Source organism: Methanobrevibacter sp. (genome assembly GCF_017431965.1).
Classification (GTDB): domain Archaea; phylum Methanobacteriota; class Methanobacteria; order Methanobacteriales; family Methanobacteriaceae; genus Methanocatella.
The window spans coordinates 17,367-43,399 of the sequence record NZ_JAFRKB010000055.1 but is presented as its reverse complement, the minus strand read 5'-3'; the positions used below and the strand labels follow the sequence as shown (position 1 = coordinate 43,399).

Below are 26,033 nucleotides of genomic sequence, written 5' to 3'. Positions count from 1 at the left end.
TCTTCAATCCGCATCCAATAATGTAGGTAAAAGTGATACAACTCCAGCTAAAACATCTTGAGGCCTTACGGCACATCCTGGAACTTTTGCATTTACCGGTATAATATTTTCGACTGGTCCTTCAATTTCCTCAGATGGAATGTCACCATAACAGTTTTTATAAACACCACCCATCAATGCGCAACTTCCTGCCGCTACAACCAATTTAGGATTAGGAATAGCTTCGTAAATTGCTTCCAATGGCTTTCTGTTTAAGTGAGTTACAGGACCTGTAACAACAAGCACATCAGCTTCACGAGGATTCCAAGTTAAGAATACCTTATATTGTTCAGCATCAAAACGAGGTGATAAAATTGAATTAACAATTTCAATATCGCATCCATTGCATCCGCCGGTATAAACCAGCATCACATGTATTGCTCTTGCTCTTGAAAATGATTTAATTCCCATCTAATCACCATCCTCTCTATTTTTCAATACTGTTTTATCAGATAAGTATTGTGAAATAACTTTAAGCTTTTCATCAGAAATTTTAAATGGTTGTTCAAGGCAATCTGAAATATTGACCTCCTGGTCACCAACACAACCCGGATGTACTGCTCCCTTCTGCCCATAAAGTGAAAATATTGGGCAGAAATCATGACAGTAATAGCATACAACACATTTTTCAAGATTAATTTCAGGTACTTCACTTTTTATCCAATTATCAGTTAACTTAACAGGAATTGTTAAATTTTTCATCTCAATTGCACCTGTTGGACACACATTAGAACAGCCAGCACAACCAATACAAGCGGATTCATCTACCCTGTCATCCACTTCTACTGAAAGTGTTGAAATTTGTCTTCTTAACTCCATATCAGTGACTCTATCAGCTGCAAAAAAGATTCTTTTAAAGTTAGTAAATGCTCCTTCTAAAGCTACTCTAAGTATACTGCTCATTTAAATACCCTCTATTGAATCTTTAAAATTTCTTTCGAATAAAAATGCCTTTGCAGGACATGCATTTTTACATGCACCACAATAGGTACATTTTTCCTCATTAACAATAAATTGACCGTCAACTTCATCAATTGCGTCATATGAACAAATTTTATGACATAACCCACAATGCATACATAATTTTTGCTCAATGAAATTAAATCCATCACTAATTTCATTTTTATACAGAGTAGATTTTGGAATGGCGTCAACCGGACAATGGACAGCACAGTTTTCACATAATATACATTCATCTAAGTTAACGGAAATTGTTCCTCTGTGAAGAGTTATTGCCTGTTCTTGACATACTTCTACACATATTCCGCATGAGATACAATCATCACTAACAGAGCCGTCCCATGAATGAGTCATGAATTGGCGGGCTCCAGTCTCATCACAAACTTGAACACATTTTCCACAGGATACACAGAACCCAGATAATGTAGGAAGTTCTTCATCTGTAAACTCATCATAAATGAACATTTCCTCGTCTTCAGTTAATGTATTAATTGGACATGAAGCAATAGCTATCTCATGGGTTGTATTTTCCCCATCAGCACTAGGATCATATCTTAACTTGCCCTCAACATTTTTAAGCGATTCATTTTCACACAAATCAGCGCACAATCCACAATTTAGACAGGAGATAATTGAACCATTTGGCTTTTGATTCAACTTATTTACAATGATTTCAAACCCGTCAACAGAAATTGCATTGTTAGGACATGATTTCATACAATTGAGACATAGTGTACATGATGTTTTGTTAACGATTTGACGTTTATTCATTGATTCATTAGGACAAACATCACTACATAATCTACATTCTCTGCAGATTCCATCATCCCTGTCAATAGATACATGAATTGCTCCAGTAGGACAATATTCCTGACATCTTCCACACAAAATACATTTTTCTATGTCTGTTCCGACATAAGTTCGTGTGACCTCTTTTGTTTTACTTTCAACTTTATGAGGAACATTATCCAATGGAGGATACAATATTTTTAATGAATTTATTAATGTAAGTTGCTTGTCTTTTTCAAGCTCATATCCATCAACACGATTTGGACAAACTTCTTCACATACTCCACAACGTGAACACAATCCATATACAATCCCATCTTCAATAGTAATATTGTCAGTAGGACAATTGTACATACACATTCCACAGCCATTACATTTGGCTCGGTCTACAACATATCCTCCGTAGCTATTAATAAATATTGCTCCATTTGGACAGTTTTTATAACATATTCCGCATGTAAGACAACTAAAAGCTCTGCCGTTGATTAATCTAATAGCTTTTGTAGGACACTGTTTAATACACTCCCTTTTTCCATCACATGTATTAGTCGATAAAAACATTATAAAAACTCCTTATTTACTCCTTGCAAATAGTAGTTTACCTACAAAAATTCCTATTAAAGCAGACACGAATGCAGTTGATATAGGTAAATCATTATAAAATGGATAATTACCTGATTGCCATGCCACAATTAGTCCTGCAATAAATATTATTACAAATGATGCCAAAGTGAACTTTGCATCACCAATATTGAGCTTGATTTGAGATCCTATAATCACACCCAATATCAATCCGAATATAATTGGTCCTAAACTTAACATCATTCGCTCTCCTCTACAATTTTCTTAAATCCTGCAAATGCTATAACAATTGAGGATAACCCTACAAATACTTTTAAACCCACGAATATATTGAGGTATGGGATAATACCCGCATTAGTGACATCCGGATAATGTAAGATACTTTGAATTGATGCAGGAACTATATTCAATATGTCCGCACCAACATTATACAAGAAAAATCCTCCTACAAATAATCCTATTAAACCAAAGATAATGAAACCTAATGCACCAACAGATTCAAGAACTTCAATATATGCATGAGAGAACTCTAATGGAGAATTACCTAAGCCATAAACAAGAATAGATAAAATGATTCCACTAGCTATCATTGCACCACCTTGGAAACCTCCACCAGGAGTGATATGGCCTCCAAGAATAGTCATTATACCTAAACAAATCAATATGATTGATATTGGCAAAGATATAATTTTTAAAATCACACTACCTTGACTCATCGTTTATCCCCCAATAATCCTCTACCGAATATAAGCAATACAACTAAACCGGCGGATAACAGTATAATTGATTCTCCTAATGTATCATACGCTCTGAAATCAAAAATAACTACAGTAACTAAGTTTGGAGCTATTTGAGTTCCTAAAGCATTATAAATATTACTTACACCAGGATTTATCATGTTACTTAAATGGAATACTGCATCAAATAATGTAACAGAAAATACTGCTGCAAAAACTGCTGCAATTAAATTACGAAGTGAAGTTTTACTAGACAAAGTTACCACCCCAATACAATACTGTAACAATAATCACAAGTGTTACCACAGCATAAAACAACATCTTTTCAAGAGAATCCTCTTGTTCCATTTTAAACTTCGGAATAAGTGGAATATTAAAGATTAACACAAAGCCCACAATCAATGCAACTAAACCTGCAAGCAAAACACTTATATGACGCAACAATAATGTTGAAAGGACTAATGAAACAATTATAAATATTTCAGCAGTGATACTACCGGAAACATCTGCATTTGTTACTGGACCCGGTGAAAACAATTTCCTGAATTGTTTTACAACATCAAATATCTGATCATACAATTTCATAATATCCCTCCTACAAAGTTAGAAATTCCGCTTGTAACCGCATCAGGGAATAAACCTAACACAATAATGATTATTAATAATATTCCCATTGCAAAAATCATTGCACGAGGAATCTCTTTTCCTCCAACTTCCAAATCATTTGGTTTTGGTCTTAAAAACATTGCATAGAATGTTTTTACAAATACCACAAATGTAGCTATACTAACCATTATGGCCAAAATAGACAACTCCGGATATCCGCAACTTAATGATGCTTGAACAAGCATTAATTTTGATTGGAAACCGCTTAATGGAGGAACACCTGCCATTGCCAAACCTCCAATTAAAAGCATTAAACTAACTTTCGGATGGTATGCGAAAAGCCCTCCCAATTTACGGGTATCCACTTCATCTGTTGCATCTACAATTGCGCCAAATCCTATGAACAATAATGCTGTAATAATGATTTCATTTAATGCCTGGAACAGTCCTGCTGTTATTGCATACTGAGTTCCAAGACCAATACCCAAACCAATGAAACCTAACTCACCAACAGCTAAAAATCCAATCATTCTTCTGAAGTCTGTTTGGGTAAGTGCAAGAGAGACGCCCAATATCATAGCCAAGATAGAGAAGAAAACTACGAGAACTTCAAATATCGGTAAAGTTGAATAAATTCTAAACATTACAATAACAATTGAAATCATTGAAATAACTGTAAATGATTGAAGTAACGCTGCTCCGTGAGGTTCTGCTTTTGAATAAATTCCAGATTTTATAGTATGGAACGGTGGTAAACCGGAGGCATATAACCAGCCAAAGAATATTAATCCGAGTGAAATTAAAAATACTGGAGAAGTAATATCAACCAAACCACTATGAACAGCAGCTGCAATATCTGTAACATTTACACTACCAGTTATCGCAAGTAGGAATCCAATTCCCAAAAGCATTATAGGAGATCCGATTGACCCTAAAATCATATATTTTAAAGCCATCTCATAACTGTAATCTATTGATGAAGCCGCAACAATACCTACTTGTGCAAGAGCCAATATTTCAAAGAATACAAACATATGGAAAATGTCATCTGTCAACATCATTGCAGTAACTGCAGCGGTACCCATAAACAATAAGAACAGATAAGGTCCTGAAACTTTCTTATATTTAGTTAGATAAATGAAAATAACTAAAAATGTTAAAAGACCGATCATCGCTATGAATATCTGTTGCAAAAATGTGAATGAATATGTAATGGCCGGATGGAACATTGTGCTTGTGACATTGTCCAACATAGGCTCATATCCGCCAAAGTAATGAAGACCATAATTTGAAAGCAATGGAATGATTGGCAGACAAATTGCAACAACAAATGCCAAAATCTTTGAAACTTTATTAAACTTTGAAAATGCACTAATGAGCAATGCAGCCATCATAGGAACAATAACCATAAGTGGAATTAATTCATTCATTGTATTCCTCCTGTTTTGATGTGTCAGCTAACATTACCTTAGTGGATAAAGTGCCATATCTTCTATAAAGTACCATCACTAATGCAAGCATGACCGCTAAAGTACTTGCACCAATTACAATACTGGTAAGTACTAATCCGAAAGGAAGTGGATAAGCCGCATTTGAAGCAAAGAATGAAGTATCCATACCCGGCATTAAAATAGGTACAACTCCACCTTCCTTATAACCAATGGCCACAATGAACAGGTTAGCACCTTCTTCAATGAAACTAATACCAATAATCTTTTTTATGATATTATCAATAAAAATTGCTGAGTAAACACCAATAACAACCAAAGCAACTGATGTCAATAATATCGCAAGTTGAACGTATGCCATTAGCTATCCTCCCTTTGAGTTTTCTTAACAGCCAATGCAATAAACACAGGAACGATTGCCGCGCCAACAATGGCTTGAGTTAAAGCAACATCCGGCGCCAGCAATACTTGGAAAAGAACTGCCAAAGCTGCACCGGAAAATCCTGTTATAATTGCCGCTTTTAATAAGTCTTTTTGAATAAGAGCGAGAATTGCACTTACAACAATTATTATCATCAATACAAATTCCAACATCTTAATCAACCTCATCAATTTCTAGTGTAGTAACTGAAAACCTTTCATCAGCTTTTAATTTTTCTGAATTTTCACTTTCTAAAGCTTGCATCTTTTCTTTAGGATGGATGAAAGGATTATTTTCATCTACAACTTCTTCAACATTCTGTAAATCTAAATTATTTTCTCTATCTTCTTTTTTCCAATAAGCATTAGCTATTGCATGGGCTATAAATGGTGCAAGAATAAAGTAAATTCCGGCCAATAAGAATTGCCCGATTCCAATCATAGCAATAATACATGCAACATCAAAAATACCTACAATATGGATTCTTGCATAAACGATATTCTTGGTATCCTTACCTAAACTAATAAGACCTATTGCAGAAACTATCATTAAAAATGCTGAAATAATAAGAAGGATTGATTGAATATACTCTATCATTTGTCTTCACCTCCCAAAACAACAGCAAAAGCAATAGTGCCTACAAAACCAAAGAATATTAAAGCTAATGATATATCCCTAAAGAATCCAAGATTATATAAATCACCACCAATTAGCAAGACTACTGCAAAGGCATTTACGATTAAAGAACTTCCCAGAAGCCCCATGGATGTGGATTTATATGCACTTGCTCTTAAAGCGGCCAACATCACTATAATTAATGCAATAACCACCATATATTTTGAAATAAACAATATATCCATACTATCTCACTCGATTATTTTAATGAGAAAATGTAATTAACGTGAAATTATTCTAACATTTTCTTTATATACGGTTCAAAAGGAATAATATCCTCTTTACTTCTTGGAGAAATAGCAGCTACTTTGATAATGTTATTTTCACTGTCCAAATCAACAGACAAAGTACCAGGAGTTAAAGAAATACTATTTGCTAAAATTGTCTGAGAAACAGGTCTCTCTAAAACTGTTTCAACTTCAACAATTATAGGATCAATATTTCCCCTCATAATTCCATTAAACGCAACATCTATTGTTGATTTAATGATTTCATAAATAAGGTCTAAGAAATAAATAATTCCATAACCAATTCTAGTCAAAAACATTAAACAAGCTCCATTTCATTTTATAATTAATTTGCCAAAAATTGACATTAAATAATAATATTATTATTTATCATGATTATTTATTATAAATGTATGCTTTTTAAAAAAATGATAGAAAAATTTAGATAAATAATTACAAAATTTACTTAAAAATTGCATGAAAACAAACAAATTATAAAATTAAGAAAAACAATGAAATTTTATAATTAATTTTAAAAAATAGGCAATAATTTCCAGATTAGCAAAGCATTAATACAATAATGTATAAATTGGAATTTCAAAAAAATATAGTTAAATTCAGTTACTCAAAGCATATTGTTCAAACAATTCAAACAATAAAGGAACATTACAAAAAATAGCTATTACAATCAAAGCAAAAATTGAAAGTAATGCAAAGTTCTTATAAACCTTTTTTGAAGATAAAGGAGCAAAAATCTTAATTCCTGCAGGAGTGAATGAATCAAGAACAATATGTGAAAACACTCCTAAAAATAAAGCAAGGACAATTTGAATATAATTTATATCCAAATCATTAATCAAAAATAAACTAACGAAAAATACTGGCAGAAACACCATCAATAACTTCCTGTTTAAAAATAAAAAGCTTAAAATAGCTATTAAAATAGCTAAAATTATATAATGATTATTTAAAACAGTTATTCCTATTATTAATTCATATCCCCAAATTAGAATCAATGATACAGCCGAAGTTAAAGTTAAAACACCGAAAATAGAATGAGTAAAACTTCTGTGTTCGGAAAAATAAAATGTTACACCTAAAAAAACAATGATTAAACCAATATAGTAAGGTAATTTTAGAATGTAAAGTGAAATGAATATTATTAACCCAAATATAATCAACTTATAGACATTATCCTTTTTGAATTTATGATCAAAGTCTGGGATATTTGCACCGATGAATGTTAATGCAATTAACAGAGGATTGTGAAAAAACATTATTGCGAGCAGTAGTGCAAATATTGAATGCCCTTTATAAGAAGACATATTGTGACCCCAAAAGTGTTTTGCGAATGTCAATTCCCCAAGAAGCGACAAAATTCACTTTACACCAATTACCTTAATTCGGAATTTAAAATTCCATAATGAGTATATTATTAAAGTAAATATAACTACCTAATCCAAGAGCATTTGATAAGTAATTCATGTTCCAAAATAAGACAAAAAGCTTTTCATTTGAAGCAATGACCTCTCAACGCTGCCATCACCCACAGTAGAAAACGGAGATAATACCTCTCCAGTAATTGCAGGAATTCCTTTTAAGTTACATACATCTTCCACTGCTCCCTTATATGATTCACCAGCGGAATCAAGAGAAATAATTTCGCATCCGACATCCCTAGAAATATAACTTGCTATTAAAAAACTTTCTGGAGTCGGGGATTTGGTTGAAAATATAGACTCCACACCAGGATTGCTGTTAAATGCAGTTGAGTGAAAGTCCCCTACAAAATTTATTCCGAGTTCTTCAATCTTTTGAACGATGACATTGCTTAAAGAATTATTAACATGAGCAGCCCTGTTTAAATCCAATGTATGGAAAAACCTTCTATTATCCATTGTTGCTTTTGGAGCTGCAAATGGAATGAAAAACAAAGTATTGTTGATTTTTTTAGCAACCAACTCATTTAAAAGTTTGATGTTTGCAATTTGTGGAGGCAATTCATTGCCATGAACCCCAGATAAGATTAAAAGCTTATTTCCGCCCTTACCTAATTTGAAAATTGGAGTCCCATAAACAGATTTTTCCAAAATGAATCTATTTAATTTGTTTAATTCAATATTATCAAATAGATGGGTGTTTTTAGAAATGTAACCTCCAGAAAGGTTAGATATATAACCCACTTCCAAATTATCAAAATCCTCCACTTTTTCAAAATACATAATTAATTATACATTAAAGCTCTTATTTAAAATTAGGGATTAATTTGAAGAAATATATCAAGAAGTTAATAAGGCTCATAAATTACGAAAGAGATGCTGAAATTGAGTTGATGCAGACAGAAATAATGAATATGTCTGGAAAAAAAAGAGAAGAATTGGGAAGAGCAATTAATAAAGTTAAAGGGAAGTATATCGGCAAAGAATTGGGTCTGCAGATTGTTCAGTTTGGAAGATCAGAGCCCATCGATACGGAAATAAGTGTGGGCGATATGGTTCTGGTCAGTACAGACAATCCTCTCAGAAGTGATTTAACCGGCACCGTAACCGAAAAGGGAGCAAGATTTATAAAAGTTGCTTTTGACAAAAGTATTCCCAAATGGGCCTTAAAAAAGAAAGTCAGACTAGATTTGTATGCTAACGATGTCACTTTCAGAAGAATGGAAGACAATTTGAATCATTTAAGCTTGAAGGGAAAAAATGCATTGGAATACATTCTAACTGACAGAAACCCTAAGAAAAACCGTTCCGTGCCATACATTGATTATATTGATAAAAATTTAAATAACTCACAGAAAACTGCTATTGAAAATGCTTTATCCTGTGAAAATTTCTTTTTGATACACGGCCCTTTCGGAACCGGGAAAACCAGGACATTGGTTGAGTTAATCTCTCAAGAAACAAGACAGAACCACAAAGTTCTAGCAACAGCCGAAAGCAATGCCGCCATTGACAACATATTGGAAAGGTTAATGGAAAACAAGAAATTGAACTTAACAAGACTAGGTCATCCTCAAAGAGTCTCTAAAAAAAATATTACCTATTCTCTAGCATACAAAGTCGAAAATCATGAATTGAATAAAAAGATTAAGAAAATCTATAAAAAAATAGATAACCTAATTGAAAAGAGAAAATCATTTACAAAACCGACTCCCCAATACAGAAGAGGTTTTGGAGACTATGACATTTTGTTCAATGCATCGAAAGGAAAAGGCGGGCGTGGAATAAGCCCTGAGAAAATGAAATCAATGGCCCAATGGATTGAATACAATCAGGAAATTGATGAGGAACACAGCAAGATTAAGAGAATTGAAAACAAAATGATTAGAAATATTATTGAGGAAAGCGATGTGATTTTGGCTACAAATTCATCAGCCGCACTTGAATCAATAGCCAAAACAAAATTTGATGTTGCAATAATCGATGAAGCATCACAGGCAACAATTCCAAGCATATTAATTCCAATTGCGAAGGCACATAGATTTATCCTGGCAGGAGACCACAAACAACTTCCCCCAACTATAATCAGCAATCGTGCAAGCGAACTTGAAAATACACTTTTCGAGGAATTGATTAGAAAATACCCCCATAAATCACAATTATTGAATATTCAATACAGAATGAACAAATTACTTATGAAGTTTCCAAACTCCGAGTTTTACAACAATAGCCTAAAAAGCGATTCCAGCGTCAATGCCATTAACATTAAAGATTTGATCGGTTCAGATTATGATGAAGAGGCACTGCTTTTTATGGACACATCCGCTATTGAAAATAACAAAGAAAACCATTTAAAAGATTCAAAGTCCATCATTAACAAATTGGAAGCTGAAATAGCGATAAGCGTTGCAAATGATTACATTACAGGAGGAGTCAACGAAGAAGACATAGGCATAATCAGCCCTTATGCCGATCAAGTAAAGATTATCCAAAACGAAACACCCGTTGAAGTTAAAACAGTTGATGGTTTTCAAGGAAGAGAAAAAGAGATTATTATAATATCTACTGTTAGAAGTAATGATAATGGAAATATTGGATTTTTAAGCGACTTAAGGCGTTTGAATGTTGCAATTACAAGGGCAAAAAGAAAACTAATCATAATAGGGAACAGAGAAACCTTAAAAAACAATCCTACATATGCGAGATTAATTGATTTTGTTGAAGATGAAAACCTATTGATAAAAATTTAGGCATACCTAAACTTTATATACTATGAAGTTCAATCTATTATTAGGTGTGAAAGTACATTCTACTTTCACAGCTTAGAACTCTTAATTGAGGTTTTTAATTTTTCCAAAACCCATATAACTTTCAACCTCAATTATCCCTCAATTAAGAGTTTTTCTTCTGCCTTGTTTTTTATAAATTATAAATACTATTAAAAATAAAAATAGTTAATGAATTCTTATTCTTATTTAAAATTATTTAACGGTGACTAATTATGACTGATAAAGTAGTTTTAGCATTTAGTGGTGGTTTAGACACCTCAGTATGTGTTAAATTATTAGAAGAAAAATACGATGTAGAAGTAATTACTGCATGCGTAGATGTAGGACAAGGCGAAGAAGAAATGGAAAAGGCAAAAACAATGGCATCAAAAATTGGAGGATTAAAACACTACAACATTGATGCAAAAGAAGAATTTGCAAACGAATACATCGCTCGCGGAATCAAAGCAAATGCAGAATATGAAGGATATCCATTAAGCACTGCACTTGCAAGACCATTAATCGCTCAAAAAATCATTGAAGTGGCTGAAAAAGAAGGAGCAACCGCAATTGCACATGGCTGTACCGGAAAAGGAAATGACCAATTCAGATTTGAAGCAGTTATCCTTGCAATGTCCGATTTGGATATTATTGCACCAATCAGAGAAATGAATTTAACAAGAACCGAAGAACAGGAATATGCAGCTTCAAAAGGTATCGAATTAAGTTATGATAAAATTTACAGTATTGATGAAAACCTCTGGGGAAGAGCAATTGAAGGAGATGTCCTGGAAGACCCTGCAAATGAACCTCCTGAAGACATTTATGAATGGACCGCTTCCTGGAGCGATGCTAAAGATGAACCTGAAAAAGTATCCATTGAATTTGAAGAAGGTATCCCAGTAGCTATAAATGGGGAAATGATGCCTTTAATTGATTTGATTAAAAAAGCAAATGAAATTGCAGGATCCCACGGTATCGGAAGAATAGATACTATTGAAAACAGAATGATTGGTCTTAAAAGTAGGGAAATCTATGAAACTCCTGGTGCAAAATTATTAATTGCAGCTCACCAAGCTCTAGAGGAATTGGTTTTAACTACTGATGAATTAAGATTTGCTGAATACATGTCCACACTATATTCCGATTTGGTATATAGAGCACTCTGGCAAGAGCCATTAAGAGATGACTTGGACCAGGCTATTGACAATATGCAAGAAAGAGTAAGTGGAGAAGTTGTAATGAAACTCTTTAAAGGTTCAATCCAACCGATTATCAGAAAATCTCCATTCAGCTTACACAGCATCGAACAAATCACCTTTGAAGACAAAGAGACTGATCAAAGGGAAGTTGAAGGTATGATTAAATACCACGGTCTTCAAGCAGCAAATTATCAAAAATTAAACAGATAGCTTTAAAGCTATCACTTTCTTATTTTTATGTCAAAAATTAACGAATTGCAAGAAATTATTGACTCTTCAGACAATATCGTGTTTTTTGGAGGAGCTGGCGTTTCAACTGAAAGTGGAATTCCTGATTTCAGGTCTGAAAGCGGCATCTTTAAAAGTTTGGAGAAATACGGAGACACGCCAGAAAATTTAGTCTCACATAGCTATTATATGGACCACACAGAAGAATTTTTTAATTATTATAAGGAAAATCTAATTTTCAAGGATGCTAAACCTAATCCTGCACATATCACATTAGCCAAGTTGGAAAAAGCAGGAAAATTAAAAGCAGTAATTACACAAAATATCGATGGTCTTCATCAAAAAGCTGGAAGCAAAGAAGTATTGGAACTCCACGGAAGCATTCACAGAAACTATTGTCAGATTTGCGGAAAGGAATACGGCTTAAATCATATTCTCGAAAGTGAAGGGATTCCAAGATGTGAATGTGGAGGGATTGTGAAACCGGATGTTGTGCTATATGAAGAACCGTTGAATAATGCGATTTTAAGCTTTTCAATTGACTATATTCAAAATGCAGAAACATTGATAATTGGCGGGACATCATTAGTTGTATACCCCGCAGCAGGATTAATAAATTACTTTAACGGGAAAAATCTGGTTCTTATCAATAAAAGTGAAACTCCTTATGATAATCTTGCAACATTAGTCATTAATGAAGCCATTGGAGAGACTTTCTCCCAAATCAAAATCTAAAGATTCAGGAACCAATTCAATTCCATCCAATTGATTATCACATTTATAAACCAAAATCTCAACGCCCTCATCATATGCTTCATTAAGTGTTTTTGAAAATTCTGGATCATTATCCCAATTTGGCCTGAAGAAATTGCCAGCAGGATGTTGAATTAAAAAGAACACAACGCAACGATTTCCTTCTTTTTTAAGTTTAATCAGCTCTTTTAAATGCTTTGTACCCCTTTCAGTTGGGGCATCTGGAAATCTGGCTTCGCCGTCAACAATCAATGTGACTCCCTTAACTTCAATATAGCAGGAGTCAACCAAAAAATTCATTCCGCAGCAATCATCTTCATTATTTGCCAGGTAAATATCTATTCTTGAGTTATCAACCGTTTTTTCCCTTTTGTGGTATGAATAGCCAGAAAGTTCCTTAATTTTGCCATCAATTATTGCATCATATACAATGCTGTTTGCTTCTTGGGAGAAAAGGGACACCAACACACTTTTATTCTCAACAAAGTGAAGTGAATATTTTGTTTTTCTATTTGGATTATCCGAAGGCTTTAGCCAAACTGTTGCACCTTCAACCAGAAGTTCCTTGCATCTTCCAGTGTTGGGCACATGAGCTATCTCAACATTGCCGTCGACTTCAACTTCCGCAATAAATCTGTTGGGTCTTTTTAAAAAAGTCCCCTTAACATAATCCATCTTTAATCACACTGCCAATATATGAAACCAAATCTGTAGCTGAAAAGCCATTGCCTTTCACTTCAAATGCCTTATCTCCGGCAAGACCATTGATAAAAGCGCCTAAAGCGGCTGAATCAAAAGAACTTAGTCCTTGTGAAAGTAAAGAAGTGCAAATTCCCGCCAGCGCATCACCAGTTCCTCCAACTGTCATTCCCGCATTACCTGATTTGTTTATCTTAAATCTTGTTCCGGACAATATAAGATCATACTCACTTTTGACAACAACGGACGCATTGATTTTTCTTGTTATCTGCTGGAATTGGGTGATGTTTTCATCAACTTTTTTAAAGTCAAAGCTGTCAATATCCAATTTCAAGTCCTCTTCAACATTGAAAAATGACTTGAATTCAAAAATATGAGGAGTCAATATGATGTCGTGCCTATTTTTAATCAATGAAAGTTCAACCTGTTTTAGGGCATCGGCATCAAGCACAATAGGTTTCTTGATTTTAGTTACCAAAACATTGAACAATTTTGAGGTTTCATCATCAATTCCAGCGCCAGGACCTATAAGAACTGCATCGACATTTTCTGCAAGTTCCAATATTTCATCAGCATGATTTAAAGATAGTTTATCTCCCTCCAAAGATTTTACTATTAAATCTGGAGAGGTTGATTTGATGGCTTCAGCAGCATTTTGAGGGCTTGCAACGTATACCAAGTCTGCACCTGCTCCAATGGCCGCCATTCCTGCAATGGCCGGGGCGCCAGAGTAATCCTTACTGCCACCAACTACAAGCAACCTTCCATTGTTTCCCTTATGTGATTTTGAATCCCTATTGTTAAGTCTTAAAAAGTCCCCATAGTTAACGAAATACTCCGCTTCAAATGGAATTCCTATATCTGCAGTTACAAGACCTCCGACATCTTCCTCATCGGCATTTCTCACTCCGGTTTTTATCTTATGAAAACTGATTGTATAATCCGGAACAACCGCCAAATCATTAACTTCTCCAGTTAAAGGATCCATTCCTGAAGGAACATCGACACTGATTTTCAAACCGCCTGATTCGTTGATTACTTCAATAGCTCTCCTGATGTTGGTCTGTAATTTTCCATCGATTCCAGTTCCCAAAAGGCCATCAACAATGATGAATTCAGAGTTGTCACTTGTGGCGACTTCACAGGAATTTATATCCTCAAGAGTTTTTAAATTATATATCTTCAAGCGTGACAAGCGAGGTTTCATGTTTTTCAGTATTTCAAAATTGGTTTTTGCATCGCCAGAACGAATGTTTTCCTTTAACATGTAAATGTCAACATCATAACCTCTATTTAATAGATAACGTGCTGCAACAAATCCGTCACCGCCATTTCCACCGGAACCCGTAAATATTACAACTTTCACAGGTTTTGAAAAAGCATAAACCGCTATCTTACCAACTTCTTCTGCTAGAGATTTTCCAGCCGATTCCATCAAACACAGTCTTGACAAACCCAAATATTCACAATTGTAATCTGTAACCATCATATCAATAGGATGCAAAAAATCACCTTAAATTAAAATATAACTAGTCAATATAAATATAATTATCTTAACTAATGGAAAAATAATATGAAAAAAATTACTGTAAAACTTCTAAAAACATTACCAACAAGATATGTTACAAACGGCATAATCCTGATTTTAGCATTGTTTATCTATGGAATAGTGGGTTCTTACCTCATAATGGGTTTGAATTTAATTGATTCCATTTATTATGCAGTAATTACTATGGCTACCGTAGGATATGGAGACTATACCCCACACACAGGCATTCAAAAGATTTTTGCAACAACCCTTGCTTTGGGAGGTGTTGCACTGCTCGCTTATGTATTTAATATTATTTTAACAAATTTTCAGGAAAAAATGAGCGAATATTCAAAAGGAGCAATGAAAATGAGAGCAATTGAAAATATGGATGATTATTATATTCTTTGTGGTTATGGGAGGGTTGGAAAAGTAGTTTTTGAAGAACTGACCAGAAGAAACCAGAATATTATATTGTTTGAAAAAGATGAGGAAATACTTGAAAGTATCGAGGAAAACGATTCTGTTGTTGTAATACACAAAGATGCAACCGAAGATGATTTGATTTCAAAATTGGCTGGAGAAAAATGCAGAAGCGTGATAATAAGTACTGGGGATGACGTGACCAATTTATTTATAGTTTTATCCATTCGTGAAAGCAATCCAGATGCATGGATTGTATCAAGAGCAAGCAAAGAGGAAAATTATTCAAGGCTTAGAAAAGCTGGTGCAGACAAAATCGTGTCTCCAGAATTGATTGGTGGAAAGGATTTATATTATGAATCAACAAGACCACATATCCTAAAAATAACCGTAAGGCATACCGTAGACGAGATTTATGATGAATTCAAGATAATCAGCAAATATGGATGCACATTAGAAAACATACAATACCACATTCCGGGAATTGAAACACCTCTAACACGAAAAATAAATACCATGGACATCAAGGACGGCAAACAGTTTAGAGATTATCTTGAAAAGAACGTGGAACAAAAAGAAGCCATTGAAAACTTGTATTCCCTTGTAAACAATACACATTCACATATCATCTCAGGTCCTGATCGTGCTACTTTCATTAAACTAGTGGATGAACTGAAAAAGCATGAAGAGATTCTTGGAATAAACTTAAGCAAAAAAGAAGTAACAGAAATAACAAGGAAAAATATTAAATAATTTCATTTTATTAAAAAAAGAAAGGAAAAGAGAGTAAAACTCCCTCTAGAATAATTCTTGTAAGTGAATTTGGTAAGGTCCTAAGCTTCCGCCGTAGTTACCTGCACCAATTTCAATAACACCCGGTACTTGACAAGCAGCTTCAATACCTGCTTTCATAGCAGCTTTAACGGATTCTTCATCTACACCATCAATAACGATTTCCATATTTCCGAATACGTTTTCCGGTAATTCTGTGTCAACTTGGTCTTTTAAGGTTACACATTCTTTTTCGTTGGTAGATGCGCTCATGAAAGAGTATTTGGAACCAGTTTTGGAACCGGAAGCAACCATTCCTCCTGAGAACGGAGTGATTACACCAGGAATAGCGTGAATAGCATCAACAGCAGCTTCAGCAGCAACGATAGAAGCCATTTGACTGTCAGCCATGATGAAGAAGTTTCCACCTGCTACACCATCTTTCCATCCCATTTCATCTTCAACTAAGAAGTCACCAGACATAATTGGAATTACGTGCATTTTTTTGCCGTTTACATCTTTTTCTGTTTCATATCCGTCACCGAAGAACTTGAGTTGTTTTCCGGTTGGGAATGATTCTTCACTTTCAAGGGCATTGAATGCAGCTGCAGTAGGAGCGGTTAAAACACATTGACCGATTCTGTCCATAATTTGTCCACCTAAAGCTTTTTTGGACATATGACAAATCATGATTGCATAACCAGGTCTTCCATCTGGAGATTCAGTTGGAGGAACATATTGGTCGATACCTGCTTCTGCAGGACATCCGATAACTGAAGTAGCAAATCCAGTAGCTTCAGTAGCTGCAATTTTAGCTAAATGTTTAGTAGCTGCAGTAATAATCAATCTAGATACTTTAATTCCGAAACCTTCAGCAAAGGTGTCTTGTATATTTACGCCATTAATTTCCATTTTTTCACCATTAAGTTCGTTAAAAATTAGATTAAATTATAAATTAAACTAATTTTCTATAACATTTAAAGATATATTTAATTATTAAAATAAAGTTTTCTATTTTATATCCCACTCATAATTGTCAAATAAAAAAAGATGTATCCTGCAGTAAATTATCCTCAAAAACCGCTTATTTTCATTCATCCAGTCCTTCTTCGAGTTTTTCATTTGAAGAACCTAATGAAATCTTATCAAGAACGGAAGATCCATAGTAAGGCATTAAGAGCATACCAATAATTGTAGCCATCCAAAATGAAATCAACCTTTCTATAACGGTTGCAGCTGCACTTACTGAAGCTGAAATTCCTGCAGCAGAGTAAAATAGAATCATCAATCCATCAACAGCCCCAAGGCCTCCAGGAAGAAGTGGAATCATACCCACCAAACAGGCGACAATGAATACTTCACCTATGACTATCAGATTGACATTGGCGCCGAATGCCAAAAATACCAAATAAACCCTGATAATCTCAAAAATCCATATAATAAATGATAATGTTAAAGTATAAACCAATCCTTTCCTGTTTGAAATCAGGAGTTTCATTGTTTCCTGAAAACCGGCAATGGCTTCGTGTATCTGATTTTCCAATTTTTCAGAATTTTTCTTGTAAAACCTTCTGACAAGCCCGATAATCCAACCGTCAACCCTTTTTCCAAAACTAGGATTGATGCACATATAAACAATAACAATCAATAGAGCAACTATTGCTATAACTGCCAAAACCATAACAACAAGCAGCCATAAATCAAAGTTGAAAAAAAGTGCCATGGAAGCTATTGTAATTGCAGCCAGCACAACAAACGGAAATGTATCCAACGCCCTATCTGCAACAACTGTTGCCAATGTGTCTTCAAAGTGATACTCTTCCTTTTCTTTGGCCAATATATATGCCCTTACCGGCTCCCCACCACCACGTCCTGATGGAGTGATATTGTTAACGGCAAGCCCTACCAAAACCATTGGAAGCAACCTTTTAAAGCTTACATCCATATCTGCTAATGAATTAAGGATTTGCCAACGTAATGTGTATAAAAAATAAGTAAAAACCTGAGTAACCACTGCCAAAGCTATAATGCCAATATTAGCTATCTTTAAAGCAGCCACTACTTCCTCTATCCCTATAAACCATAACATTATGAGAAGGATAAGAACACTTATTCCCAGCAACAATACTGTTTTTTTGTCCATGATTTAACCAACTTATAATTTATAATATTATTTTATAATACTTATAAATTTATATAGATATTTATTCAAATTATTAGAATAATGAGGTATATAACTAAAACTGATTTGTTGATTGTAGCAAGAGATTCATCATATTTGATGATTGGTATTGGAATAATGTGCATAATACCCCTAATTTTTGATTTGATTTATTTTGAATTCGACATGATCAGTTTTCTTATCCCTGCAGCGATTTCGATAGCATTAGGGTTGTTTTTCAAGAAATATTTTGAAAATTCAACTAACAAAAAGATGAGACTCAAACATGGGATGATGATTTCATCATTTGCATGGCTCTGGGCAAGTGTAATCGGAGGACTTGTCTTCATGCTTGCAACAAACATGCCATTCATAGATGGAGTCTTTGAAAGCATGTCTGCTCTGACCGGAACCGGAATAACCATGTTTGAAAACGTTGAAATCTTACCTCACAGCATACTATTTTTTAGAGCTTTAGAACAGTGGATTGGCGGTTTGGGAGTTGTTGTTATGGTTATCGGTGTTTTAACAAAACCTGGATCTGCTTCATCAAAACTTTATCAATCAGAAGCTCGTGACGAACGTATTAAACCCAGCATTAAAACCACACTTGAAAAAACATTGGAAATATATGTAATTTATACCATCTTAGGGATAGTTCTATACTTATTGGCGGGAATGCCTGCCTTTGACGCCCTATGTAACACATTCAGCATCATTTCCACCGGAGGAATGAGCATTAAAAATGCAAATATGGGATACTATCAAAATGACATATACTACATGATTTCCATAATTTTAATGGTATTGGGAGCAACAAGCTTCTTAGTACATTATAAAGTTATAAAAACAAGAGGAAAATCATTAATTCAGGATTTACAATTTAAAATCATAATTTGTGTAATAGCATTTGTCAGTTTAATGCTTTATCTTGTATCCAACATAGTCCCTATAGAATTGGTGTTTACAGTAGTATCTGCAATTACAACAACAGGAGCAAGTGTCGCCCTACCTCAAACAATGGCGGGATGGCCGTCATTTGTCATAATATGTTTAATGTGTCTAATGCTGACTGGAGGGTCCAATGGATCCACAGTAGGTGCAATCAAGCTTGTAAGAATGATTACTTTCTTTAAGGGAATGTATAGGCATGTCAGAGAGATATTATCTCCAGAAGGAAGAGTAGTTGCTATAAAATTAAACGGGCGTAAAATACCTGAAAAGGCAATATCACAATCTGGAAACTTCATTACACTATATATGATGTTTATCATGTTTACATGGGCATTATTCTGCCTTTACGGATATGATCCATTTAGAAGTTTGTTTGCTGCAATGTCCCTTCAAGGTAACAACGGTTTAGAGCTGGGAATTATAAATCACACATTAAATCCGGTGTTAAAAGTAGTAAGCATGTTTGACATGTGGACCGGAAGGCTGGAAATCTATCCTGTATTGATAACATTAAGAGCATTTTTTGAAATTTTTAAAAGATAGATTTATAATGTACTAAAATAAATATTGATTATTTAATGTTAAGTAAGGTGATTTAATGTATGTGGTCATTATGGGGGGAGGCCGTGTAGGTCTTGCACTTGCAAATTTATTAATTGATAACGGTGAAGATATTACACTTATTGAAAGTGATGAAACATTATGTGCAGAAGTGGCAGCGGAGCTTGATGCACTAGTTATTTGCGGAAACGGTACAAATTCAAAATTGCTTGAAGAAAGCAATATTGAAGATGCTGATTTTTTCATTGCAACAACCGGGAATGATGAAGCAAACCTATTATCCTGCATTTTAGTTAGAAAATATGATGTGCCGAATATCATTGCCCGTGTAAGCAATCCTGACCACGAAGAAGCATTTAAAGCAGTTGGAATCGACCATGTAATCAGCCCGGAAACTGCAGCTGCAGCACAATTGCAAAAATTGGTTACAAGACCTAATGCTGCAGAGTTAATGACACTCGGTGAAGGAGATGCCGAAATATTGGATATGACCATAACCAACGATAAAATTGTTGGAAAACGTTTCAAGGAGATTTCACCAACTAAAGATTATATCATTATATCATCCTATCAAAACGGGAAATTAGTTATACCACAACCGGACAACACAATCAGCCGTGGGGAAAAAGTAACAGTTCTCGTTAAAAGAGGATCATTTAAAAAATTAGCTAAAAAATTAGGAAAATAATTATAAAATGGAATAAGACAGTTTAATATGGTCCTTTCCATTATTTTCCACAATTGGACCATGACCCGGATAGATGTTTTTAACATCCAATTCCATTAATCTTTTAACACTATTTTTCATATCTTGGTAATTTCCGCCGATATCCATTCTGCCAACACCACCACCGGCAAATATTGTATCACCAGATATCAAGTTTTCACCATCCCATAAGCAAATTCCACCGCTGGTGTGTCCAGGAGTATGGATTACTTCAAAATCGCCAATTTTATCTCCCTCTTCAAGTTCAATGTCGACACGAGTATTGTTTACGTTTTCAAACCCAAAAGCGGAACCTGCAGTACCTAATGTATCTTCATTTCTAATAGGAATTGCATCCAATTTATGAACTGCAATTTTTGCATTTGGAAATAGGTGATTGCCACCGATATGATCAAAATGACAATGAGTATTTACAACCAATTCAATATCTTCAGGTTCAACACCATTTTCACGAAGTTTAGAGAATAAATATTCCTTATTTTCACCAGCGCCAGTGTCTACCAAAATATTGCGATTAATTAAATAACAATTTGAATCATAATTATAACCTAAAATAAAAATAATCTCATTAGAACTCATGAAAGATACTATTGTCAATAAAGTAATTAAAATTTTTGAAAAAAAAGTTTTGTATAGAAAATGGGGTCACAGGGATTTGAACCCCGATCCTGGGATATCTCTTGCCTCAGTACTCCAATTGTTCATCACAACGGATACTGTTCAGTTACGCGTATATTTCTTCAAAGACAACTGGAGTCCCAGATGATGCCAGGTTACACCATAACCCCACATAACATACTATATTAAATATATTTTAATGATATATAAAGATTACCATTACTTAAAATTTCATTTGCTTATCTATTCCAGCAATTTCATCAATTTCCAAGCCTTTTTCTAATGCATAGTCCTTTTCTACCTTATAATTTCCATTACGGGTACGGGGAGTATTATTAGGTTCCAAAAATAACCATTTTGTATATTTGAATCTAACCCCAATATATGGTTTAGCACCGAATATCTTCGAAAATTCGCAAAGCGCTTCGATTTGGGGAGCTTCAATATAAACTTTATCCTTTGTAGTTGTTTTAACTTCAATAGCCAAATATAATTTGCCATTTCCAGCAACAACATCAGGCAATGGATTTTTTGTAGCCCCTCCAGAAGCCGGAGCCCTCATTGCTGCAAAATTCCTTTCCCAAAGTTTATGCACCAAATCCCTTTCTTCAGCAGACCCTTTTTTAGCCATGATTACACCTTATATTCACTAATTTATTAAAAGTTACATATAAAAAGAATGTGAGAGCATTTGAAAAGTAATGAATTTTAAAAATAAGTTTTATAAATGGGGCCGGGGCCGAGATTCGAACCCGAGTCCCGGGATCCACAGTCCCGGAGGATGACCACCTACCCTACCCCGGCATTAATGAATTGAAAAAATTGTTAAAAGTGCGGGAGCAGGGATTTGAACCCTGGTAGACCTGCGTCAACAGGTCCTAAGCCTGTCCCCTTTGGCCTCTCGGGCACCCCCGCTTATAAAAGAAAGGATACATAGAAACCATTAAAAATCTTAACAAATTTTTTTAAATGCTCCGGCCGGGATTCGAACCCGAGTCTTCGGCTCGAAAGGCCGAAATGATTGGCCGGACTACACCACCGGAGCATACAAATACAACAAATTTTAGTTAACATGGGCCCAATGGGGTTCGAACCCATGGCCTTCCGGTTATGAGCCGGACGCTCTACCTGGCTAAGCTATGGGCCCCAAAGCGCCGTCGACAGGGCTCGAACCTGTGACCAATCGGTTAACAGCCGAACGCTCTACCTACTGAGCTACGACGGCATATAATAACCCATCTACTCAACCAACTAAAACCCATGTTTAAAAATCAAAAGACTTTAAACAGTAATAATAATTATTATTTGAATAGTATATAAAGGTTTTGGTTTTTTGTAAATTTATTCAAAAAACAAAATAAAATTGAAATAATAAACTAATATATAAACTTAAACAGACAATATAAAAAATATGGATTCAGACATATTTGACTTGATAAAAAATGCTAATAAAGCAACCTTAAAACATCATGGTGATTTAATTACTCTTGAAAGGGCAGTATTCCTATCATGGTGGTGTGATAAGGGAGATTGTGCTTTTTGTTATATGTCTACACAAAAAAACAAAATAAAAGATCCGAAAAAAGCCAGACGCAACATAAGCAATATCTATGCAGAAGCGGAAATGTGCAAGCGTCTCGACTGGAATATAGAATTTTTATCAGGAGGATATGAATCATTCACCACCCAAGAAATTAAGGAAATAGCTACAAACATTAAAGACATTACCGGCGATGGAGTTTGGTTAAATACAGGAATCACCGATGAATTAGATCACTACGGTGATGAAATCAAAGGAATAACCGGAGCAGTGGAAGTAGCAAACCCCGAAATTCATGAAAGAGTGTGTCCTTCTAAAAAATTGGATGACATAAGCAATATGCTGGATGCAGCAGGAGATTACGGATTTAAAAAAGCAATTACAATCATATTGGGACTTGGGGAAACATTAGATGATGTTAACTATATCATAGATTATATCCGAGACCATAAAATCGATAGAGTGATTTTTTATTCACTGAACCCCCATAAAGAAACTATTTATGCAAATTCGTCACAACCTGCATCACTATATTATGCACAAATCGTATCTCAGGTCAGATTAGCTTTTCCAGACATTGAAATCATCTGCGGAACATGGGTGGATAATTTGGCAAATATTGGAATACTGATTTTAAGCGGAGCTAACGGAATAACAAAATTCCCACTATTTAAAATGTTTGGAACAAAATATGGAAAACGTGTTGAAGAAGAGGTGAAATGGGCCGGACGTAAACTTAAAGGAACATTTACCGATGAAAACAGATTAGGTCCGCAAAAAAGTGAAATTTCACCTGAATTGGATAAATTTATAAAAAGGTATGTCAAGGAATCCCTGAAAAATAAATACCAATGACATTTAATTGATTAAATATATCAATCGATTTCCAACAAAAACCCTTATTTTAAAAATCTTTATAAATCTAATGTAATAAATATAAATATAATATAAATTATTAAAAAATTATCCTAATTGGAGGAATTATTATTAGTGACGATGTTGATATGATGTGTGGACTTGAAATCCACGTACAATTAGAAACCGAATCAAAATTATTCTGTGATTGTCCTACAAATTATCAGGACGCACCTGCAAATACAAACATCTGTCCAGTTTGTTTAAACCAACCAGGTGCAAAACCACATCCAACAAACGAAAAAGCTTTAGAAAATGCATTGATGATAGCTTTAATGCTTAACTGTGAAATTGATCAAGATGTAATTTACTTCATGAGAAAACATTACGATTATCCTGATTTGCCTTCCGGTTATCAAAGAACTTCAGTTCCTATTGGATTTAATGGAGAATTGAATGGAATCAGAATAAGAGAAATTCACGCTGAAGAGGACCCTGGACAATTTAAACCTGACAGAGGTACTGTTAACTTTAACCGTTCAGGAATTCCGCTAGTTGAAATCGTTACCGAACCGGATATCAAATCCCCTGAAGAAGCAAGAAACTTCTTAAAAGAGTTAATTCGTGTTTTACAATATAGTGGAGGAGCACGTGGTGAAGGTACTATGAGAGCTGACGTAAATATCTCCATTAATGGAGGAAACAGAGTAGAAATGAAAAACGTTAACTCCATCAAAGGTGCTTACAAAGCTTTGAAATTTGAACTCATCAGACAAAAAAACCTTATGAAAAGGGGAGTTGAAGTAAAACAGGAAACTCGTGCATACTTGGAATCCCAAATGATTACTGTAGGAATGAGGATGAAAGAGGATGCTGATGATTACAGATTCATTACAGACCCTGATTTGCCACCAATGAAAATAAGTGATGAAACAATCCAGAGAGTTTTAGACACCATGCCTGAAGCTCCGCACAATAAAGTAAAAAGATTTGTTGAAGAATACGGCATTGATGAGGAATCTGCAAAAGTATTAACCTCAGAGCTTGATTTGGCTATCGCATATGAGGAAGTAGCTAAAGAAATTGATCCTAAATTCGCTTCAAAATGGATGAGAGATGAGCTTAAAAGAGTATTAACCTACAATAAACTAGACTTTGCAGACAGTGGAATTACAGTAGAAGATCTCGTTGAATTCTTAAACATGTTACAATCAAAAGAAATCACAGTTAAAGCCGGGCAAAGAATTATCGAACAGATGCCAAATAATGACAAATCACCTAAAGCTATTGCAGAAGAATTAGGCTTGCTTGGTGTTGTAAAAGATGATGAAGTATTGGCTGCTGTAAAACAGGCCATTGATGAAAATCCGAAAGCTGTTGAAGATTATTTATCCGGTCAAAAAGCATCCCTTAACTTCCTGGTAGGTCAAGTAATGAGATTAACACGTGGAAAAGCGGATCCTGGTGAAACTGTCAAATTATTAAGAGAAAATATTGAATAAACGGAGAGAGAAACATGTCTGAGAAAAAGACTTTTGTAAAAGATTATATGACAAAAAACGTTATTAACGTTTCTCCGGATACAACAACTGAAGAAGTTATCAGATTAATGAGAGAAAGTCGTCACAACAGTTATCCTGTGGTAAAGGATAATAAATTAGTAGGTATGATAACCGCATTCGATATTGTGTCAAAGAAATGGGCAGACACTGTTGAAGGCTTGATGAGTACAAAGTTAGTTGTTGCAAATCAAGATTTATCAATTAACGATGCTTCCAGAGTAATGTTTAGAAGAGGAATTTCAAGAATGCCTGTTGTTGATAAAGAAGGAGTATTAGTTGGAATCATTACAAATACTGATATGGTAAGGTCCCACATTGAAAGGTCAACACCTAATAAAGTAGAATACTTCAAAAAAACAATGGAACAGCTATATGGAATTAAAACAACCTTAAAACACATGCCTGTTGAAACTGATAAATTGAGGCCTACACAAGACAGAGTCTATGCCGATGAGCTTGAAGGAAGAGCATATGAATTGGAAAAAGGTTTGGCAGAACCTGCAATTGTAGTCAAAACTGGAGACAGATGGATTTTAGTTGACGGTCACCACAGAGCAGTAGCTTCAAAACAAAGAGGCTATGAAACTGTTGATTCATATGTTGTTGATTTAGGTCAGGACATTAAATTGGGTATGGAAAAAACCGCAGATAAAGCGGGAATTAAAACCTTTGACGATATAGAAATTATTGATGACGATAAACATCCATTAATCGCCCTTACTGAAAGCCTTCAAGACCAAGAATCAAAGGGTGATTAATA

Annotated in this window: 30 protein-coding genes and 6 tRNA genes; 9 read left to right on the top strand and 27 right to left on the bottom strand. The window is 34.6% G+C overall.

All coding sequences use genetic code 11. The annotated features are described in order from the left end of the window. Nucleotides 1-3: 3 nt before the first annotated feature. From IJI93_RS08415 to IJI93_RS08345, 15 genes are all read right to left on the bottom strand, one after another. A complete protein-coding gene (locus tag IJI93_RS08415; RefSeq protein ID WP_292822114.1) occupies nucleotides 4-450 on the bottom strand; it encodes an NADH-quinone oxidoreductase subunit B family protein in 447 nt (148 codons plus the stop codon). After that, nucleotides 451-942: a 4Fe-4S binding protein gene (locus tag IJI93_RS08410; protein WP_292822112.1), complete on the bottom strand. Its 492-nt coding sequence runs from the start codon at nucleotides 940-942 to the stop codon at nucleotides 451-453. Continuing rightward, nucleotides 943-2,349 (bottom strand): 4Fe-4S binding protein, encoded by a 1,407-nt coding sequence (locus tag IJI93_RS08405; RefSeq protein ID WP_292822110.1) that lies wholly within the window; start codon nucleotides 2,347-2,349, stop codon nucleotides 943-945. Between the two features lie 12 nt (nucleotides 2,350-2,361). Next, nucleotides 2,362-2,613, bottom strand: a complete 252-nt coding sequence (locus tag IJI93_RS08400; RefSeq protein WP_292822108.1) for an energy-converting hydrogenase B subunit J — start codon at nucleotides 2,611-2,613, stop codon at nucleotides 2,362-2,364. Beyond that, complete coding sequence (locus IJI93_RS08395) at nucleotides 2,610-3,086, bottom strand: MnhB domain-containing protein (RefSeq protein ID WP_292822106.1); 477 nt, start codon at nucleotides 3,084-3,086, stop codon at nucleotides 2,610-2,612. Before IJI93_RS08395 ends, IJI93_RS08400 begins: the two co-directional genes overlap by 4 nt. Continuing rightward, nucleotides 3,083-3,364, bottom strand: coding sequence for a hydrogen gas-evolving membrane-bound hydrogenase subunit E (locus IJI93_RS08390; RefSeq protein ID WP_292822103.1), 282 nt, complete (start codon nucleotides 3,362-3,364; stop codon nucleotides 3,083-3,085). Before IJI93_RS08390 ends, IJI93_RS08395 begins: the two co-directional genes overlap by 4 nt. After that, entirely contained in the window at nucleotides 3,357-3,692 is a 336-nt protein-coding gene (locus IJI93_RS08385) for a hydrogenase (RefSeq protein ID WP_292822101.1), read from the bottom strand. Before IJI93_RS08385 ends, IJI93_RS08390 begins: the two co-directional genes overlap by 8 nt. Further along, nucleotides 3,689-5,143 (bottom strand): energy conserving hydrogenase EhbF, encoded by a 1,455-nt coding sequence (gene ehbF, locus IJI93_RS08380; RefSeq protein ID WP_292822099.1) that lies wholly within the window; start codon nucleotides 5,141-5,143, stop codon nucleotides 3,689-3,691. Before ehbF ends, IJI93_RS08385 begins: the two co-directional genes overlap by 4 nt. After that, entirely contained in the window at nucleotides 5,136-5,522 is a 387-nt protein-coding gene (locus IJI93_RS08375; protein WP_292822097.1) for a cation:proton antiporter subunit C, read from the bottom strand. Before IJI93_RS08375 ends, ehbF begins: the two co-directional genes overlap by 8 nt. Continuing rightward, nucleotides 5,522-5,764, bottom strand: coding sequence for a DUF4040 domain-containing protein (locus tag IJI93_RS08370; protein ID WP_292822134.1), 243 nt, complete (start codon nucleotides 5,762-5,764; stop codon nucleotides 5,522-5,524). Before IJI93_RS08370 ends, IJI93_RS08375 begins: the two co-directional genes overlap by 1 nt. Beyond that, nucleotides 5,757-6,179, bottom strand: coding sequence for a cation:proton antiporter (locus IJI93_RS08365; protein WP_292822095.1), 423 nt, complete (start codon nucleotides 6,177-6,179; stop codon nucleotides 5,757-5,759). The genes IJI93_RS08370 and IJI93_RS08365 overlap by 8 nt, the downstream gene beginning before the upstream one ends. Beyond that, nucleotides 6,176-6,442 carry a hypothetical protein gene (locus IJI93_RS08360; protein WP_292822093.1) on the bottom strand — a complete coding sequence of 89 codons (267 nt, stop codon included), beginning with the start codon at nucleotides 6,440-6,442 and terminating at the stop codon, nucleotides 6,176-6,178. The genes IJI93_RS08365 and IJI93_RS08360 overlap by 4 nt, the downstream gene beginning before the upstream one ends. A gap of 47 nt (nucleotides 6,443-6,489) precedes the next feature. Further along, nucleotides 6,490-6,804 carry a monovalent cation/H+ antiporter subunit E gene (locus IJI93_RS08355; protein ID WP_292822091.1) on the bottom strand — a complete coding sequence of 105 codons (315 nt, stop codon included), beginning with the start codon at nucleotides 6,802-6,804 and terminating at the stop codon, nucleotides 6,490-6,492. Nucleotides 6,805-7,101: 297 nt separating this feature from the next. After that, complete coding sequence (locus IJI93_RS08350) at nucleotides 7,102-7,809, bottom strand: metal-dependent hydrolase (protein ID WP_292822089.1); 708 nt, start codon at nucleotides 7,807-7,809, stop codon at nucleotides 7,102-7,104. 156 nt (nucleotides 7,810-7,965) lie between these two features. Beyond that, a complete protein-coding gene (locus IJI93_RS08345) occupies nucleotides 7,966-8,706 on the bottom strand; it encodes a succinylglutamate desuccinylase/aspartoacylase family protein (RefSeq protein ID WP_292822087.1) in 741 nt (246 codons plus the stop codon). A gap of 44 nt (nucleotides 8,707-8,750) precedes the next feature. Between IJI93_RS08345 and IJI93_RS08340 the strand changes: the two genes are divergently transcribed. The 3 genes from IJI93_RS08340 (at nucleotide 8,751) to IJI93_RS08330 (ending at nucleotide 12,856) form a co-directional block, all read left to right on the top strand. After that, on the top strand, nucleotides 8,751-10,673 hold the full coding sequence (locus IJI93_RS08340; RefSeq protein ID WP_292822085.1) for an IGHMBP2 family helicase: 1,923 nt from the start codon (nucleotides 8,751-8,753) through the stop codon (nucleotides 10,671-10,673). Nucleotides 10,674-10,924: 251 nt separating this feature from the next. Further along, nucleotides 10,925-12,103 carry an argininosuccinate synthase gene (locus tag IJI93_RS08335; protein WP_292822083.1) on the top strand — a complete coding sequence of 393 codons (1,179 nt, stop codon included), beginning with the start codon at nucleotides 10,925-10,927 and terminating at the stop codon, nucleotides 12,101-12,103. A gap of 27 nt (nucleotides 12,104-12,130) precedes the next feature. Then, a complete protein-coding gene (locus IJI93_RS08330) occupies nucleotides 12,131-12,856 on the top strand; it encodes an NAD-dependent protein deacylase (protein WP_292822081.1) in 726 nt (241 codons plus the stop codon). Here IJI93_RS08330 and sfsA read toward each other — a convergent pair. Continuing rightward, on the bottom strand, nucleotides 12,806-13,549 hold the full coding sequence (gene sfsA / locus IJI93_RS08325; RefSeq protein WP_292822079.1) for a DNA/RNA nuclease SfsA: 744 nt from the start codon (nucleotides 13,547-13,549) through the stop codon (nucleotides 12,806-12,808). The two genes, IJI93_RS08330 and sfsA, sit on opposite strands and share 51 nt — an antisense overlap. Next, nucleotides 13,536-15,077 carry an NAD(P)H-hydrate dehydratase gene (locus IJI93_RS08320; RefSeq protein ID WP_292822077.1) on the bottom strand — a complete coding sequence of 514 codons (1,542 nt, stop codon included), beginning with the start codon at nucleotides 15,075-15,077 and terminating at the stop codon, nucleotides 13,536-13,538. The genes sfsA and IJI93_RS08320 overlap by 14 nt, the downstream gene beginning before the upstream one ends. Nucleotides 15,078-15,146: 69 nt before the next feature. On the opposite strand from IJI93_RS08320, the gene IJI93_RS08315 reads away from it, so the two are divergent. Beyond that, a complete protein-coding gene (locus tag IJI93_RS08315; RefSeq protein WP_292822075.1) occupies nucleotides 15,147-16,277 on the top strand; it encodes an NAD-binding protein in 1,131 nt (376 codons plus the stop codon). 45 nt (nucleotides 16,278-16,322) lie between these two features. On the opposite strand, the gene fhcD is transcribed toward IJI93_RS08315, so the two are convergent. Both fhcD and IJI93_RS08305 read right to left on the bottom strand, forming a co-directional pair. After that, nucleotides 16,323-17,207 carry a formylmethanofuran--tetrahydromethanopterin N-formyltransferase gene (fhcD, locus tag IJI93_RS08310; RefSeq protein WP_292822073.1) on the bottom strand — a complete coding sequence of 295 codons (885 nt, stop codon included), beginning with the start codon at nucleotides 17,205-17,207 and terminating at the stop codon, nucleotides 16,323-16,325. A 178-nt stretch (nucleotides 17,208-17,385) separates the two neighbouring features. Then, on the bottom strand, nucleotides 17,386-18,438 hold the full coding sequence (locus IJI93_RS08305; protein ID WP_292822071.1) for a UPF0104 family protein: 1,053 nt from the start codon (nucleotides 18,436-18,438) through the stop codon (nucleotides 17,386-17,388). Nucleotides 18,439-18,519: 81 nt separating this feature from the next. On the opposite strand from IJI93_RS08305, the gene IJI93_RS08300 reads away from it, so the two are divergent. Together IJI93_RS08300 and IJI93_RS08295 are read left to right on the top strand one after the other, a co-directional pair. Continuing rightward, entirely contained in the window at nucleotides 18,520-19,953 is a 1,434-nt protein-coding gene (locus IJI93_RS08300) for a TrkH family potassium uptake protein (protein ID WP_292822069.1), read from the top strand. Between the two features lie 55 nt (nucleotides 19,954-20,008). After that, a complete protein-coding gene (locus IJI93_RS08295) occupies nucleotides 20,009-20,659 on the top strand; it encodes a TrkA family potassium uptake protein (RefSeq protein ID WP_292822067.1) in 651 nt (216 codons plus the stop codon). Here IJI93_RS08295 and IJI93_RS08290 read toward each other — a convergent pair whose 3' ends face one another. From IJI93_RS08290 to IJI93_RS08255, 8 genes are all read right to left on the bottom strand, one after another. Beyond that, nucleotides 20,660-21,277, bottom strand: a complete 618-nt coding sequence (locus tag IJI93_RS08290) for an MBL fold metallo-hydrolase (protein WP_292822065.1) — start codon at nucleotides 21,275-21,277, stop codon at nucleotides 20,660-20,662. Nucleotides 21,278-21,338: 61 nt separating this feature from the next. Beyond that, nucleotides 21,339-21,486, bottom strand: a tRNA-Trp gene (locus tag IJI93_RS08285). Between the two features lie 53 nt (nucleotides 21,487-21,539). Then, complete coding sequence (hjc, locus tag IJI93_RS08280) at nucleotides 21,540-21,947, bottom strand: Holliday junction resolvase Hjc (RefSeq protein ID WP_292822063.1); 408 nt, start codon at nucleotides 21,945-21,947, stop codon at nucleotides 21,540-21,542. 97 nt (nucleotides 21,948-22,044) lie between these two features. Next, nucleotides 22,045-22,120: transfer RNA gene (locus tag IJI93_RS08275), tRNA-His, on the bottom strand. Between the two features lie 28 nt (nucleotides 22,121-22,148). Then, a tRNA-Leu gene (locus IJI93_RS08270) sits at nucleotides 22,149-22,231 on the bottom strand. A 55-nt stretch (nucleotides 22,232-22,286) separates the two neighbouring features. Then, nucleotides 22,287-22,361, bottom strand: a tRNA-Glu gene (locus IJI93_RS08265). A gap of 28 nt (nucleotides 22,362-22,389) precedes the next feature. Continuing rightward, nucleotides 22,390-22,463: transfer RNA gene (locus IJI93_RS08260), tRNA-Ile, on the bottom strand. A gap of 5 nt (nucleotides 22,464-22,468) precedes the next feature. Continuing rightward, nucleotides 22,469-22,541 (bottom strand) — tRNA-Asn (locus IJI93_RS08255). A gap of 177 nt (nucleotides 22,542-22,718) precedes the next feature. Between IJI93_RS08255 and IJI93_RS08250 the strand changes: the two genes are divergently transcribed. The 3 genes from IJI93_RS08250 to IJI93_RS08240 all read left to right on the top strand — a co-directional run bounded on the left by IJI93_RS08250 (nucleotide 22,719) and on the right by IJI93_RS08240 (nucleotide 26,031). Continuing rightward, a complete protein-coding gene (locus IJI93_RS08250; protein ID WP_292822132.1) occupies nucleotides 22,719-23,711 on the top strand; it encodes a radical SAM protein in 993 nt (330 codons plus the stop codon). Between the two features lie 149 nt (nucleotides 23,712-23,860). Beyond that, nucleotides 23,861-25,213, top strand: coding sequence for an Asp-tRNA(Asn)/Glu-tRNA(Gln) amidotransferase subunit GatB (gene gatB / locus IJI93_RS08245; RefSeq protein ID WP_292822061.1), 1,353 nt, complete (start codon nucleotides 23,861-23,863; stop codon nucleotides 25,211-25,213). A gap of 14 nt (nucleotides 25,214-25,227) precedes the next feature. After that, the gene (locus IJI93_RS08240) at nucleotides 25,228-26,031 is read left to right on the top strand and encodes a CBS domain-containing protein (RefSeq protein ID WP_292822059.1); all 804 of its coding nucleotides are present in this window, start codon (nucleotides 25,228-25,230) and stop codon (nucleotides 26,029-26,031) included. The last annotated feature ends 2 nt before the right edge of the window (nucleotides 26,032-26,033 follow it).

Excerpts from the sequence above, each read along its gene's own strand:
- IJI93_RS08350 (WP_292822089.1), bottom strand. The coding sequence starts at position 7,809 with ATGTCTTCTTATAAAGGGCATTCAATATTTGCACTACTGCTCGCAATA.
- IJI93_RS08395 (WP_292822106.1), bottom strand. The coding sequence starts at position 3,086 with ATGAGTCAAGGTAGTGTGATTTTAAAAATTATATCTTTGCCAATATCA.
- IJI93_RS08415 (WP_292822114.1), bottom strand. The coding sequence starts at position 450 with ATGGGAATTAAATCATTTTCAAGAGCAAGAGCAATACATGTGATGCTG.
- IJI93_RS08315 (WP_292822075.1), top strand. The coding sequence starts at position 15,147 with ATGAAAAAAATTACTGTAAAACTTCTAAAAACATTACCAACAAGATAT.
- IJI93_RS08355 (WP_292822091.1), bottom strand. The coding sequence starts at position 6,804 with ATGTTTTTGACTAGAATTGGTTATGGAATTATTTATTTCTTAGACCTT.
- fhcD (WP_292822073.1), bottom strand. The coding sequence starts at position 17,207 with ATGGAAATTAATGGCGTAAATATACAAGACACCTTTGCTGAAGGTTTC.
- IJI93_RS08375 (WP_292822097.1), bottom strand. The coding sequence starts at position 5,522 with ATGGCATACGTTCAACTTGCGATATTATTGACATCAGTTGCTTTGGTT.
- IJI93_RS08405 (WP_292822110.1), bottom strand. The coding sequence starts at position 2,349 with ATGTTTTTATCGACTAATACATGTGATGGAAAAAGGGAGTGTATTAAA.
- IJI93_RS08300 (WP_292822069.1), top strand. The coding sequence starts at position 18,520 with ATGAGGTATATAACTAAAACTGATTTGTTGATTGTAGCAAGAGATTCA.
- IJI93_RS08290 (WP_292822065.1), bottom strand. The coding sequence starts at position 21,277 with ATGAGTTCTAATGAGATTATTTTTATTTTAGGTTATAATTATGATTCA.
- IJI93_RS08400 (WP_292822108.1), bottom strand. The coding sequence starts at position 2,613 with ATGATGTTAAGTTTAGGACCAATTATATTCGGATTGATATTGGGTGTG.
- ehbF (WP_292822099.1), bottom strand. The coding sequence starts at position 5,143 with ATGAATGAATTAATTCCACTTATGGTTATTGTTCCTATGATGGCTGCA.
- IJI93_RS08305 (WP_292822071.1), bottom strand. The coding sequence starts at position 18,438 with ATGGACAAAAAAACAGTATTGTTGCTGGGAATAAGTGTTCTTATCCTT.
- IJI93_RS08240 (WP_292822059.1), top strand. The coding sequence starts at position 25,228 with ATGTCTGAGAAAAAGACTTTTGTAAAAGATTATATGACAAAAAACGTT.
- sfsA (WP_292822079.1), bottom strand. The coding sequence starts at position 13,549 with ATGGATTATGTTAAGGGGACTTTTTTAAAAAGACCCAACAGATTTATT.
- IJI93_RS08295 (WP_292822067.1), top strand. The coding sequence starts at position 20,009 with ATGTATGTGGTCATTATGGGGGGAGGCCGTGTAGGTCTTGCACTTGCA.
- IJI93_RS08345 (WP_292822087.1), bottom strand. The coding sequence starts at position 8,706 with ATGTATTTTGAAAAAGTGGAGGATTTTGATAATTTGGAAGTGGGTTAT.
- gatB (WP_292822061.1), top strand. The coding sequence starts at position 23,861 with ATGATGTGTGGACTTGAAATCCACGTACAATTAGAAACCGAATCAAAA.
- IJI93_RS08410 (WP_292822112.1), bottom strand. The coding sequence starts at position 942 with ATGAGCAGTATACTTAGAGTAGCTTTAGAAGGAGCATTTACTAACTTT.
- IJI93_RS08365 (WP_292822095.1), bottom strand. The coding sequence starts at position 6,179 with ATGATAGAGTATATTCAATCAATCCTTCTTATTATTTCAGCATTTTTA.
- IJI93_RS08360 (WP_292822093.1), bottom strand. The coding sequence starts at position 6,442 with ATGGATATATTGTTTATTTCAAAATATATGGTGGTTATTGCATTAATT.
- IJI93_RS08385 (WP_292822101.1), bottom strand. The coding sequence starts at position 3,692 with ATGAAATTGTATGATCAGATATTTGATGTTGTAAAACAATTCAGGAAA.
- IJI93_RS08330 (WP_292822081.1), top strand. The coding sequence starts at position 12,131 with ATGTCAAAAATTAACGAATTGCAAGAAATTATTGACTCTTCAGACAAT.
- hjc (WP_292822063.1), bottom strand. The coding sequence starts at position 21,947 with ATGGCTAAAAAAGGGTCTGCTGAAGAAAGGGATTTGGTGCATAAACTT.
- IJI93_RS08335 (WP_292822083.1), top strand. The coding sequence starts at position 10,925 with ATGACTGATAAAGTAGTTTTAGCATTTAGTGGTGGTTTAGACACCTCA.